This window comes from Lapillicoccus jejuensis, assembly GCF_006715055.1.
GTDB lineage: Bacteria > Actinomycetota > Actinomycetes > Actinomycetales > Dermatophilaceae > Lapillicoccus > Lapillicoccus jejuensis.
Map to the genome: position 1 here is coordinate 2,098,982 of NZ_VFMN01000001.1, position 12,787 is coordinate 2,111,768.

General features: G+C 75.2%; 11 protein-coding genes. 4 read left to right on the forward strand and 7 right to left on the reverse strand.

What is annotated here, in order from left to right; genetic code table 11:
• Positions 1–13 precede the first annotated feature (13 nt).
• The 3 genes from FB458_RS10010 to FB458_RS10020 are packed head-to-tail and all read right to left on the reverse strand — an operon-like array spanning position 14 to position 3,620.
• Positions 14–1,255 carry an ATP-grasp domain-containing protein gene (locus tag FB458_RS10010; RefSeq protein WP_141848365.1) on the reverse strand — a complete coding sequence of 414 codons (1,242 nt, stop codon included), beginning with the start codon at positions 1,253–1,255 and terminating at the stop codon, positions 14–16.
• A gap of 48 nt (positions 1,256–1,303) precedes the next feature.
• Entirely contained in the window at positions 1,304–2,692 is a 1,389-nt protein-coding gene (locus FB458_RS10015; RefSeq protein ID WP_141848366.1) for an alpha-L-fucosidase, read from the reverse strand.
• A 58-nt stretch (positions 2,693–2,750) separates the two neighbouring features.
• Positions 2,751–3,620, reverse strand: coding sequence for an MOSC domain-containing protein (locus FB458_RS10020; RefSeq protein WP_141848367.1), 870 nt, complete (start codon positions 3,618–3,620; stop codon positions 2,751–2,753).
• Positions 3,621–3,846: 226 nt separating this feature from the next.
• Here FB458_RS10020 and FB458_RS10025 point away from each other — a divergent pair, with 226 nt between their 5' ends.
• Positions 3,847–4,764 carry a dioxygenase family protein gene (locus FB458_RS10025; RefSeq protein ID WP_246061148.1) on the forward strand — a complete coding sequence of 306 codons (918 nt, stop codon included), beginning with the start codon at positions 3,847–3,849 and terminating at the stop codon, positions 4,762–4,764.
• Between the two features lie 28 nt (positions 4,765–4,792).
• Here the strand turns inward: FB458_RS10025 and FB458_RS10030 are convergent, their stop codons facing one another.
• Positions 4,793–6,265, reverse strand: a complete 1,473-nt coding sequence (locus tag FB458_RS10030) for an MFS transporter (RefSeq protein WP_141848368.1) — start codon at positions 6,263–6,265, stop codon at positions 4,793–4,795.
• An 85-nt stretch (positions 6,266–6,350) separates the two neighbouring features.
• On the opposite strand from FB458_RS10030, the gene FB458_RS10035 reads away from it, so the two are divergent.
• Both FB458_RS10035 and FB458_RS10040 read left to right on the forward strand, forming a co-directional pair.
• Positions 6,351–7,316, forward strand: a complete 966-nt coding sequence (locus tag FB458_RS10035) for a helix-turn-helix transcriptional regulator (RefSeq protein ID WP_141848369.1) — start codon at positions 6,351–6,353, stop codon at positions 7,314–7,316.
• 157 nt (positions 7,317–7,473) lie between these two features.
• Positions 7,474–9,000 (forward strand): ATP-dependent DNA ligase, encoded by a 1,527-nt coding sequence (locus tag FB458_RS10040; protein ID WP_141848370.1) that lies wholly within the window; start codon positions 7,474–7,476, stop codon positions 8,998–9,000.
• Between the two features lie 21 nt (positions 9,001–9,021).
• Here FB458_RS10040 and FB458_RS10045 read toward each other — a convergent pair whose 3' ends face one another.
• Positions 9,022–9,534, reverse strand: coding sequence for an antitoxin (locus tag FB458_RS10045; protein ID WP_246061149.1), 513 nt, complete (start codon positions 9,532–9,534; stop codon positions 9,022–9,024).
• Between the two features lie 285 nt (positions 9,535–9,819).
• On the opposite strand from FB458_RS10045, the gene FB458_RS10050 reads away from it, so the two are divergent.
• Entirely contained in the window at positions 9,820–11,085 is a 1,266-nt protein-coding gene (locus FB458_RS10050) for an ankyrin repeat domain-containing protein (protein ID WP_141848371.1), read from the forward strand.
• Between the two features lie 163 nt (positions 11,086–11,248).
• On the opposite strand, the gene FB458_RS10055 is transcribed toward FB458_RS10050, so the two are convergent.
• Together FB458_RS10055 and FB458_RS10060 are read right to left on the reverse strand one after the other, a co-directional pair.
• Positions 11,249–12,091, reverse strand: coding sequence for an SGNH/GDSL hydrolase family protein (locus tag FB458_RS10055; protein ID WP_281286090.1), 843 nt, complete (start codon positions 12,089–12,091; stop codon positions 11,249–11,251).
• Entirely contained in the window at positions 12,088–12,765 is a 678-nt protein-coding gene (locus FB458_RS10060) for a uracil-DNA glycosylase (RefSeq protein WP_141848372.1), read from the reverse strand. The genes FB458_RS10055 and FB458_RS10060 overlap by 4 nt, the downstream gene beginning before the upstream one ends.
• Positions 12,766–12,787 lie beyond the last annotated feature (22 nt).

A 12,787-nucleotide genomic window follows, 5' to 3' on the forward strand; every position in this document is an offset into this window, starting at 1 on the left:
CGCCGCCGGTGGGTCAGGCCCGCGTCTGCTCCTGGGCCCACAGGCCGACCAGGCCGCGGAAGTGGGCCATGAAGCGCTCCTGCTCGTGCGCGGGGTACGTCGCCTCGACCGTGCGGCGCAGCATCGCGTCGAACGCGGGGCCGGTGACGTAGTCGTGCACCCGCTCGGGCAGGTGGGGCAGCATCTCGTCGCACCACTGCCGGTAGCGGTCGGTCTCGAAGTGCTCGTCGGCGAGGGCCGAGTAGGCGGTGAGCTTGGCGTCGTACGAGAGCGACTCGTCGTCGGCGATCTCGTAGTAGGCGCGCGTGCGCAGGTCGACCGACTGGGTGCGGCCGGTGACGAGGCAGTAGGTCGACCAGCGCACGAGCGCGGTGATCGCCCACGGGAAGTAGTAGTGCAGCGAGGTGACGGCGACGTCGGGGCAGGCGTTGGCGTAGTCGATCGGGTAGATCTCGTCGCCGGCGACGAGCATCTCGGCGGAGTTGAACTCCCAGCCGAAGAAGGCGTTGATGATGCGGCTGATCCGCGCGCACTCGGCCCCCGCCTTCGGGGAGAGGAAGTCGTGCGAGACGGCGTACCGGTTGTGCATCGGCTCGTCGGGGCGGAAGTCCATGACCATCGTCTCGGGGCCGATGGACAGGGCGCGGGCGAAGACGTCGTACTCGACCGTCGCCTGGAGGTGCATGAGCATCTCGTCCGAGGCGTCGTACGCACGGTGCAGCGCGGCGCGGTCGTCGACCCGCGAGACGCCGCGCCAGCCGCCGCCGTCGAACGGCTTCATGTAGAGCGGGTATCCGAGCTCGTCGGCGATGGCGTCGAGGTCGAAGGGGCGGTTGTACTTGGCCGACGTGTAGGCCCAGCGGACGTTGTCGACGGGGTTCTTGTAGGGCACGAGGACGGTGCGCGGGATCTTCAGCCCGAGCCGCAGCATCGCGCAGTAGGCGCTGTGCTTCTCCATCGACTGGAAGGTGAACGGGCTGTTGAGCAGGTAGGTCCCGTCCATCAGCGCGGCCTTCTTCAGCCACTCGCGCGGGTGGTAGTACCAGTACGCGAGCCGGTCGATGACCAGGCCCGGGCGGACCGGGTCGGTCAGCTCGAAGGGCTCGATGGTCAGCCGCTCCGCCTCGACCTCGTGCACCCGACCGCTCGCGTCGGTCAGGCGCCCCACGCGGCGCAGGATCTCCTCGAACGCGGTGGGCCAGTCCTCCTCGGCGCCGAGCAGGAGTCCGACGAGGTGGCGGGAGCGGTCGGCCATGGCGCCGAACCTAGTGCGCGGACCGGTCCTTCGCGAGGGGGGCGCGCGTCAGCGCACGGGCAGCGCGACGACCTGGGGGCCGGGGACGGCGGGGGCGGGGACGGTGACCCGGACGCCGTCGCCGTCGGCGACCGCCGGCACCGGCGTGCCGTCGGTGGTGCCGTCGAGCAGGCGGGCACCGGCGGGGTCGACCCGGTCGGGGTCGGCGGTGAGGCGCACGTCGCCGGGCCCCGCGTCGACGACGCCGTACGCCGTCCGGTGGTCGGCGCTCGCGGTCCAGCGCAGCCAGGGGCCCCCGGGGTCGTCGCCGTCGTGGGTCGGGCGGGCGACCGCCGCGGCGAGCGGACGGGTGCCGTGGACGGCGTCGCCGTGCCGCTCCATCCAGTCGCCGAGCTGCTCGAGGCAGGCGCGCTGCAGCGGGGGGATGCGGCCGGCGGCGTCGGGGCCAACGTCGAGCAGGAGGTTGCCGCCGCGGGAGACGACGTCGAGCAGGTGCCGGACGGCGGCCGGGCCGTCGAGGTGGTGCTCGGGGCCCTCGACCTGGTTGTAGCCGAAGGAGAAGCCGATGCCGCGGCAGTTCTCCCAGGCGTCGTCGGCCTCGGCCGAGCGGCCCTGCTGGTACTCGCTGGTGCGGAAGTCCCAGTGGGTCAGGCCGAAGCGGTCGTTGACGACGCCCTCGGGGTTGGCCGCGTAGAAGGCGTCGAGGACGTGGGTGAAGGACAGCGGGCCCTCGGGCTTGCCGGCGTCGGGCCAGTCGATGTCGCCCCACAGCAGGTCGGGTCGGTAGCGCTCGACCAGGTCGAGCAGATGGGCGTTCGCGTACGCCGTGTACTCCTCGTCCACCGGCTTCTGCGCGATGCCGTCGAGGCCGCGGGTGATCGGGCCGAGGTCGCGCACGTGCCAGTCGAGGCCGCCGGAGTAGTAGGTGCCGAACCGGAGCCCGTGGCGGCGGGCGGCGTCGGCGTAGGCGCCGACGAGGTCGCGTCGCGGGCCGCGGGCGACGGTGTCGCGGCCGTCGGTGCCGGGCGCGTCCCACAGCGTGATGCCGTCGTGGTGCTTCGTCGTCGGGACGACGTAGCGGGCGCCGGCCCGGGCGAAGAGGGCGGCCTGCTCGTCGGGGTCGAAGTCCTCGGCCCGCCAGAGGTCGAGGAAGTCGTCGTACGGGCGGCCGCCCCACACCTCGCGGTGGTGCTGCTGCGCCGGGCTGCCGTCGATGCGGATCGTGTTGGCGTACCACTCGGCGTAGGGGACGTGGGCGAACCAGTACTCGTCGTCGAGCGTGCCGAGCTCGCCGACCGGCTCGGCCCAGGCCGGCACCGAGTAGGCGCCCCAGTGCACGAAGATGCCGAGCTTGGCGTCGCGGAACCACGACGGCACCTCGTGGACGAAGCGCTCGTACGCCGCCGGTCGCTGCGGCTGGTCCTCGAACATCGCCATGGTGCGGTGGGTCTCCTTCGTCCAGGTGCTCGGGAAGTGGTATCGCGGGACGCGGGTGTCAGCGGCCGGGGACGACGGCGTCGCCGACGTGCAGGGTGCCGGTGGTCAGCGGGAGGAGGCGGGTGCCGAACCAGGTCCGGCCGTCCCAGCGGCGGTGCCGGGCCAGGGTGCGGATGGGCTCCTTGCCACCGGCGAGGGTGACCGGGTCGATGGTCGTCATGACGCACCGGTCGCACAGCTCGGTCGTGCGGAAGTCGACGTCCCCGATGCGCACGGTCGGCCAGCCGTCCTCGGCGAAGGGCTCGTCGCCGTCGACGACGACGTTGGGCCGGAAGCGCAGGATGTCGAGCGGCTCGAGGGTCGGCGCGGCGCTCGTGTCGCTGAGGTCCTCGGGGTCGAGGTCGGCCGGGTCGGGGACGTCCGCGCCCTCGGCGACCCACGCGTTGAGCCGGTCCATCGAGGTCTCGCTGGCGAGCAGCAGCGGGCCGGTGTCCGCGAGCGACACGACGTCGCCGGGGTGCCCCCCGTGCGCGCCGGAGACGGGGCGGCTCGAGGGGTCCTCCTGCCACACCAGCCGCAGCCGGCGGCCGACCCGCTCGGTCAGCCAGTCGCCCACGTCGGCGTCGGCGGGTGCGGCGAAGGGCATCCGCGAGACGGACACGGGGACCGGCGGGAGCCCGAGCGGGGTGTCGACGAGGATGCTCGCGCCGTCGGCCCGGTCGGTCACCCGGATCGTGTCCTCGTCAACGACCTCGGCGGTGAGGCGCAGCAGCCCGTGGCACTCGCGGGCGGTGACGACGGTGCCCGCCTCGTCGACGACGCACCACCGCCGGTCGCCGGCCAGGCCCTGCGGCTCCACGTCGGCGGCGTCGACCTCGAGGCCGCCGAAGGACTTCACGGGGTACACCCGCAGCGCGGTCACCTGCATGCGGGCGATCCTGCCACGCGGGCGTGCCGGCCCTGCGGCGGTCCGCGTCCCGGACGCTCACAGACACCGCCCAGGAGCGTCGAAGGGTCGCGACGGGCGGCCCCCGGACGGTGGGAGCACCCACCCACCTCGCGGCCGACGCGCCGTACGACGACCGGAGACCGCCATGGCGCAGCCCACCCCCCGACCCACCACCCCGTCGCCCGCTCCCCGCTAAGAGGGACGGGTGCTGCCGCGGCCCGACGAGGAGGTGCAGGACCAAGGGCTCGGGTTCGACCTGACGACGATGAGCCGACGTGGGCTGCTGCGGGCGCTCGGTCTCGGCGGGGTGACGCTGGGGCTGGCCGCGTGCGGGGCGGCGAGCAGCGCGTCGACCGCGACGACGTCCTCCTCGTCCTCCACGTCGTCCTCGTCGTCCTCGTCGTCCACCGGGACGACGGCGAGCGACGCGGCCGACGTGACGACCGAGATCCCGGACGAGACGGCCGGCCCCTACCCCGGGGACGGGTCGAACGGCCCCGACGTCCTCGAGAGCAGCGGGGTCGTGCGGTCCGACCTCCGCTCGAGCTTCGCCGGGATGAACGGCACCGCCAAAGGGGTGCCGATGACGCTCACCCTCATGCTGACCGACCTCGCGAACGGCGGGGCGCCGTACGCCGGCGCGGCCGTGTACGTGTGGCACGCCGACCGGGAGGGCCGCTACTCGCTCTACTCGGACGGGGTCACGGACCAGGACCACCTGCGCGGGGTGCAGGTCGCCGACAGCGCCGGGCGGGTGAGCTTCACGAGCATCTTCCCGGCCTGCTACGACGGGCGGTGGCCGCACATCCACGTCGAGGTGTACCCCGACGTCGCCGACGTCACGGACGCGGGCAACGCGGTCGCGACGTCGCAGGTGGCGCTGCCGCAGGCGACCTGCGAGCAGGTGTACGCGACCGCCGGGTACGAGGCGTCCGTGGCCAACCTCGCGAGGGTGTCGCTCGACAGCGACGGCGTCTTCGGCGACGACGGCGGGGTCCACGAGCTCGGCACGGTCACCGGGTCGGTCACCTCGGGCCTCGCCGTGTCGCTCGCCGTCCCGGTCGACACGCGGACCACCCCGAGCGGGGGCGGCATGGCCGGCGGTCCGCCGGCGAGCCGCTGACCCGCCCGGGGGCGGGCACGACGGCGCGTCAGGCCGTCGGCGCCGTCCTGGGCAGCCGACCGGCCGCGACGGCGACGACGACGAGCAGGCCGACGAGGACGAGGAGGACGACCTCGAAGGCGGGGGCGAGGGCGCCGTACGGCGTCGTGGCGCGCTGGGCGACGGCGACCGAGAAGAACAGCGTCCCGACGACGGCCGCGCCGACGGCGCTGCCGAGCTGGCCGGTCGTCCCGAGCAGACCCGACGCCGAGCCGGCGTCGGCGACGGGGACGTCGGCGATGGTGAACATCCCGACCGGTGCGACGAGCAGCCCGAAGCCGGCGCCGCTGAGGACGAAGGCGGGGACGAAGACCCACGTCGACGCGCCCGCCCCGGCGAGGTGCACCGTCGCGACCATCGCGAGGGTGCCGACGGCCCAGACGAGGGCACCGAGCTGGAGGACGCGCGGCCCGATCCGCGGGACGAGGACGGCCATCCCGAGGCCGGCGGCGAGCGACGTCGTCACGGCGTAGGGCAGCGCGGCGAGACCGGCGTGCAGGACCGACCAGCCGAGACCGGCCTGGAGGTAGACGGTCTGGCAGAGGAAGGTTGCGGACATCGCGACGAAGAGCATGGCGTGGACCAGCGAGCCGGCGGCGAAGCTGCGGACCCGGTAGAGGCCGAGGGCGACGAGCGGCTCGCGGCCGGTGGCGGCGAGGTGGAGCTGGCGGCGCACGAGCGCCGCGAGGGCGACGAGGCCGGCGGCCATGACGACGAACCCGCCGACGGGCCAGCCGTGCTCGCGGCCGACGGTGAGCGGCAGGAGGATCGCGAGCAGGGTGCCGGCGAGGGCGAGGACGGCGACCGGGGTGAGGCCGGGACGGCGCTCCGACCGCGACTCGGGGACCAGGCGCAGGGCCGCGAGGAGGGCGACGACGCCGACAGGGACGTTGACGAGGAAGATGCTTCGCCAGCCGAGACCGGCGACGTCGACGGTGGTGAGGACGGCGCCGACGACCGGGCCGAGGACCGAGGTCACACCGGCCAGCGCGGTGAAGACGCCCATGGCCGCCGCGCGCTCGGCCAGCGGGTAGAGGACCTGGATGCACGTGAGGACCTGGGGGATCATCGCGGCGGCGCCGAGACCCTGGAGGGCGCGGAAGACGACGAGCTCGCTCGCGCCGGGGGCGAGTCCGCACGCCGCGGACATGAGCGTGAAGGCGACGAGGCCGACGATGAAGAGGCGGCGGCGCCCGAAGCGGTCGCCGAGCCGGCTGCCGGTGACGAGCGCGACGGCGAAGGCCAACGGGTAGGCGGCGACCATCCACTGCAGCTGGACCGCCGACGCCCCGAGGCCGCGCTCGATGCTCGGCAGCGCGACGTTGACGATGGTGACGTCGAGCAGCTCCATCGCGGAGGCGAGCAGCAGGGCCACGAGGGCGAGCGTGCGGGCCCGGCCGGTGGGCAGGTCCGGTGCGGCGGCGGCCGGGGTGGGCGGGGCGTCGTACGCGAGGCTGGTCATGTCGGGCTCCTTCGTCGAGGTGGTACCTCGACGCTAGGAGCCCATCCGGTCAGTTCCTGGCCTGATGGTGGCAGAGTCTGGGGGCATGGCCACGACGAGCGCCCGCACCCTGCGACTGCTGTCGCTGCTGCAGACCCACCGCTTCTGGCCCGGGCCGGAGCTGGCCGAGCGGCTCGAGGTGAGCGAGCGGACGCTGCGCCGCGACGTCGAGCGGCTGCGCGAGCTGGGGTACCCGGTCGACGCGGCGCGCGGGTCGGCCGGTGGGTACCAGCTCGGGGCGGGCGCGGCGATGCCGCCGCTCACCGTGGAGGAGGACGAGGCGATCGCCATGGCCGTCGCGCTCAACGGCGCGGCGCAGCTGACGTCCGGTCCGCTGGCCGAGGCGTCGGTGAGCGCGCTGTCGAAGGTCGTGCAGGTGCTGCCGCCGCGCCTGCGTCGGCGGGCCGAGGCGCTGCGCGCGGTGACCGACGACTCGCCCTTCGCGCGGGCGCCCGAGGTGCGCGCCGACGTGCTCGCGACGGTCGCGCAGGCGACCCGCGACGAGGAGCGGCTGCGGTTCCGCTACACCGCGGCCGCCGGGTCGGCGCCGGGCGAGGACCGGGGCAGGCACGTCGAGCCGCACCGCCTCGTCACGGTCGGGCGGCGGTGGTACCTCGTCGCATACGACCTCGAGCGGCAGGACTGGCGCTCGTTCCGGCTCGACCGGCTGCGGGAGCCGGCGGGGACGCGGGCGCGGTTCCGGCCGAGGTCGGTCCCGGGCGGTGACCCGGCGGCCTTCGTGCGCCAGGGGCTCTCGCGGTGGGAGCGCGAGGACGAGCGGATGGTCGCCGTCGTCGACGCGCCGGCCGCCGACGTCGAGAAGCGGCTCGGGCGGTGGGCCAGCGTCGTTGCCGTCGACGAGACCCGCTGCCGGATCGAGATGGCCGCCCGCGACCCCGCGTGGCTCGTGTTCTCGCTCGGCACCTGCGGCGCCACGTTCCGCCTCGAGTCCGCGACCGACGGGGTGCGCGCCGCCGTCGCCGACTGGGCCGCCCGCCTCGCCTCCGCCTGACGGACGCGGCCCCGGACATTATCGGGTCGCCCGATATTGTCCGGCCCTGCCGGAGAACGGTTCTCCGGCGAAGGTCACGTTTATCGGGCGACCCGATAATGTCTGGGGCCGCTCCACGACGGGAGCGGGTGTCGGTGGGCGGTGCGAGGATCGGGCGGTGCTGCTGAAGGAGCTCGTCGACACCGCCGCGACGGTCGCCGCGACCCGGTCCCGGTTGACCAAGGTCGAGGCCCTCGCCGACCTGCTGCGCCGGCTTCCCGCGGACGAGATCGCGCCGGCGGTGGGGTTCCTCGTCGGCCGCGCCCGCCAGGGCCGTGTCGGCGTCGGCTGGCGCCAGCTGTCGTCGGTGATGGGGGAGCCGGCCGACGCCCCCACGCTCACCGTCGCCGACCTCGACGCGCTGCTCGACCGGCTGCTCACGACGGCCGGCTCCGGCTCGGCCGCCCTGCGCAGCACCGCGCTACGCGACCTCACCTCGCGGGCCACGGCCGACGAGCAGGACTTCGTCGGTCGCGTCCTCATCGGGGAGATGCGCACCGGCGCCCTCGAGGGCGTCCTGCTCGACGCCGTCGCCCGCGCGGCCGACGCCCCGGGCGACGCCGTACGGCGCGCCGCCATGCTCACCGGCGACCTCGGCGAGACCGCCAGGCTCGCCCTCGTCGACGGGCCCGACGCGGTCGCCGCCGTCGGCCTGCAGGTCGGCCGGCCCGTCCTGCCGATGCTCGCCTCCACCGCCGCCGACCCGGCCTCGGCGCTCGAGGTGACCGGCGAGGCGTCGGTCGAGTGGAAGCTCGACGGTGCGCGGATCCAGGTGCACCGCCGCGGCGACGACGTCCACGTCTACACACGCAGCCTCGCCGACATCACCCACCGCGTCCCCGAGGTCGTCGACGTCGTGCGCTCCCTCGCCGTCGACGACGTCATCCTCGACGGCGAGACGCTCTCGCTCGACGAGGACGGCGCGCCCCGGCCGTTCCAGGACACGATGTCCCGCTTCGGCGCCGACGCCCCCCGCGAGACGCTGCTGCGCCCGTGGTTCTTCGACGTCCTGCACGTCGACGGCCGCGACCTGCTCGACGAGCCGCTGTCGGCGCGGCTCGCCGAGCTCGAGCGGGTCGCCGCCGAGCACCGCATCCCCGGCGAGGTGACCGCGGATCCCGCTGTCGCCGAACGGGTCTCGCGTGAGGCTCTGGCCGCCGGGCACGAGGGGATCGTCGTCAAGGGGGTCGACGCGCCGTACGCCGCCGGCCGCCGCGGCAAGAGCTGGGTCAAGGTCAAGCCGGTGCACACCTACGACCTCGTCGTCCTCGCCTGCGAGTGGGGGTCGGGACGGCGGCAGGGGTGGCTGTCCAACCTCCACCTCGGCGCGCTCGACCCTCAGGGGGAGTACGGCGAGCCCGGCGGCTACGTCATGGTCGGCAAGACGTTCAAGGGCCTGACCGACGAGCTGCTGCGCTGGCAGACCGAGCACTTCCAGTCGATCGAGACGCGGCGCACGGCGCACGTCGTCCACGTCGAGCCGACCACCGTCGTCGAGATCGCGCTCGACGGGGTGCAGCGGTCGAGCCGCTACCCGGGCGGGATCGCGCTGCGGTTCGCCCGGGTCAAGGGGTACCGCGACGACAAGCGCCCGCAGGACGCCGACACGGTCGGCGCGCTGCGGGCGCTGTTGCCGGGGGCGTGACGCCCCGGGGGATCGGACCCGTCAGATGACGGGGTCGGCCGGACCGGGCGGCGGGGTGGCGCCGGCCGACGGGGTCGGCGTCGTCCCGGGCGTGCCGGTGGTCGGCGCGGTCGGGGTCGTCGCGGTCGGGGTCGTCGTGCCGTAGGCCGGCGGGTGCACGGCGTCCTGCGGGGTGGCGTCCTGCGGCGTCGGGTCCGAGACGCCGTACGCCGTCGTGCCCTCGGCCGCCCCCGCCGCTGCGGCACCGCCCTCGGCGACCCCGGGCCGCTGCTCGGCGACCTTGTCCACGCCCTTCGCGGCGAGGTCCTTGGCCTTCGCGACCTTGTCGGAGTACTTGCCCTGGGTGCGCTCGTCGAACGTCGCGCCGGCCTTGTCGATTCCGGTGGCGATCTTGTCGCGGTTCTCGTGGGCGAGCTCGCCGGCCTTCTCGACGGCCTGCTGGGTGCCCTTCTCGATCTGCTGGGCGAGCTTGTCGGCCTTGCCCTGCAGGTCGTACTCGTCGGCCTTCTGCTTCAGCTTGTCCATGAAGCCCATCGACGGCTCCTCCTGTGCTCGGCGGGCGACGGCCCGCTGCGGCCCGGTGTGGCCGATGGTCCGAGCGTAGGTGCGCGGGCCGGGCCCTCGCACTCGGGAACGACCCTGGGCCGCCCCCGACCGACCCTTGCCCGGCGCGCCGCCCCGCCCTAGCCTGGACGCGGCGTCCAGGTCGCCACCGGTCCGCGGGAAGGGGCTCAGCCCCCCCTGGAGCAGGACCCGACCGGACGCACCCCTCTTTCCGGCCCGGCGCAGCGGACCGCGGGCTCACGGAAGGAGGCCCCGGTGGCCGTCACCCTGCCCCACCGGCCGCACCTCGAGCGGTTCCGCCGCGACGCCCGGCGCCTGCAGCGCGCCGTCCGCGACGGGGACGCCGAGGCGCTCGCGCTCGTCGAGCGCGTCATCGGCCGGCCCGTCGACGCGGCGACCCTGCCGCTCGCCACCGCCCTGTACGCCGTCGCCCGTCGGCACGGCTTCTCCAGCTGGCCGCGGCTGCGCGACTACCTGCGCACCGCCGAGCGGCTCGGCCGCGACACGAGCACCGACCCCGGCGAGGATCCCGTCGCACGACTGCTCGCCCACGCCTGCCTGGTGTACGACGCCTCCGACGGCCCGGACCGCTGGGCCGTCGCCCGCGACCTGCTGGCCACGGATCCTGCTGCGCCGCAACGGGACCCGTACGTCGCCGCGACCGTCGCCGACCCCGACGCGGTCGCCGCCCACCTGGCCCGGGAGCCGGCGCTGGCGCGTGCGCAGGGCGGACCCTTCGGCTGGACGATGCTCTTCCACGTCGCGTACTCCCGTGTGCCGCAACGGGACCCGCTCACGACGGCGGCCCTGCTGCTCGACGCGGGCGCCGACCCCGAGGCGGGCTACCTGTGGCAGGGGGCGCCGACCCCGTTCACCGTCCTCACCGGCTGCTTCGGCGGCGGCGAGCAGGGGCCGGGACGGCAGCCGGCGCACCCGCAGGGCGCGGCCCTCGCACGGCTCCTCGTCGCCCACGGCGCCGACCCCAACGACGCGCAGACGCTCTACGACCGGATGTTCGCCCGCGACGACGAGCACCTGCGGGTGCTCCTGCCGCTCGGGTTGGGGCACGGCCCCGGCGGGGCGTGGCACCGGCGACTGGGGGAGGCCCTGGAGACCCCGGACGAGATGGTCCGCCGCCAGGTCGACTGGGCGCGGGACCACGGGTTCACCGACCGGCTCGCGCTGCTGGCCGAGCACGGCTTCTCCGACGGCACGACGGCCGACGCTCCCACGCCCTGGCGGGCCCGCCGCGGGCTGCCGCCGGTGGCCCGCGCGGGGACGCCGGACGCCGTACGGGCCCTCGCCGCGGCGGGCGGCGACCTCGACGCGCCGTACGAGGGCCGTACCGCGCTGCACCACGCCGCGTGGGTGGGCGACGTCGAGCTGGTCCGCGCGCTGCTCGAGGCGGGCGCGGACCCGACGGTCCGCGACGCGACGTACGGGACGACGCCGCTGGCGTGGGCCGAGCACGCCCGCGCCGACGCGACCGCCGCGCTGCTGCGGCCCGTCACCCCGGGCTGACCCGAATCGGATTCGTGGCGCTCGGCTCGGCTCACGACCCGAGCCGAGCGGACCGAGTCCGAGTCAGGAGACCCGGCCGAAGCGGGTTCGTGTCACTCGGCTCCCGTCACGACCCGAGCCGAGCGGACCGAATCCGATTCGCGGGGGTCGGCTCGGGTCCGGCTCAGTCGCGCGAGGGCGGGGTGAGCGGGACGACCGTCGGGTACTTCGCGCTCACCGTGTCGCCGGACGAGGTGCCGCGCAGCCGGCGCTGGACCCACGGGCCGACGTACTCCCGCGCCCACCGGACGTTGGCCTCGACGGCCTCGCGCCCGTGCGGGAGCGAGGCCGGCGGCAGCGGGCCGCGCCAGTCGGCCTCGTCGGTCTCCAGCCCGAGCGTCCACGCGGCCGCCTCGGCGATCCGTCGGTGCCCCTCGGGGCGCATGTGGATCCGGTCGTCGGCCCACACCTGCCAGTCGCGCAGGAACGGCTGGGTCCACTGGTCGAGGACGAACGCCCCCTGCCGCTGCGCGATGCCCCAGATGCAGGCGACGTACGTCGCCAGGCGGCCGCGGACCGCACGGATCACCGGCGCCTTGTACGGGTCGGCCGGCGTCGCCATGAGCACGTCCGCCCCGGTCGCACGGATCCGCGCCACCGCCGCCTCGAGCCGGACCGCGAGGTCGTCGACGTCGACCTTCGGGCGCAGCACGTCGTTCGCGCCACCGACGATGCTCACCAGGTCCGGCTCCAGCGCCAGCGCGGCGTCGAGCTGCGGGCCGACGACGTCGGCGAGCAGCCGGCCGCGGACGGCGAGGTTGGCGTAGCCGAGGTCCTGGTCGTGCGCGGCCGCCTCGACCGCCAGCCGCTGCGCGAGCCGGTCGGCCCAGCCGATGAAGCGGTCCTCGTGCTCCGGGTCCGGGTCGGACATGCCCTCGGTGAACGAGTCGCCGATCGCGACGTAGCGGGTCCACGGCCGCGGCTCGGTCAGCCGGGTGGTGCGGGGGTCGTGCGGGTGGGGGCTCACGTGAGGCTCCAGTCGACGGGCCGGCCGCCCTGCTCCTCCAGCAACGCGTTCGTGCGGCTGAAGGGCCGCGAGCCGAAGAAGCCCGAGCGGGCCGACAGGGGTGAGGGGTGAGCGCTCTCGACGAGGGGGACGTCCCCGAGCAGCGGGGCGAGGGTGCGGGCCTGGCGCCCCCAGAGGATCGCGACGAGCGGGCCGCCGCGGGCGGCGAGGGCGGTGATGGCCTGCTCGGTGACCTCCTCCCACCCCTTGGCCTGGTGGCTGGCCGGCTTCCCGGGGGTGACGGTGAGGACGCGGTTGAGCAGCAGGACGCCCTGGCGCGTCCACGGCGTGAGGTCGCCGGAGGACGGCGCGGCCAGCCCCAGGTCGGTCCCGAGCTCGGCGACGATGTTGCGCAGGCTCGCCGGCAGCGGTCGCACGTCGGGGGCGACGGAGAAGCTCAGCCCCACGGGGTGCCCCGGCGTCGGGTAGGGGTCCTGGCCGACGACGAGCACCCGGACCTCGTCGAAGGGCTGCTCGAACGCGCGCAGGACGTGCTCGCCGGCGGGCAGGTAGCCGCGGCCCGACGCGACCTCCTCGCGCAGGAACGCGCCCATCGCCGCGACGCGCTCGCGGACCGGCTCGAGGGCCGGCAGCCAGGTCGGGTGGACGAGCTCCTCGAGCGGGCGGGCGGGCACGGTCAGCAACCTACTCCCGCGT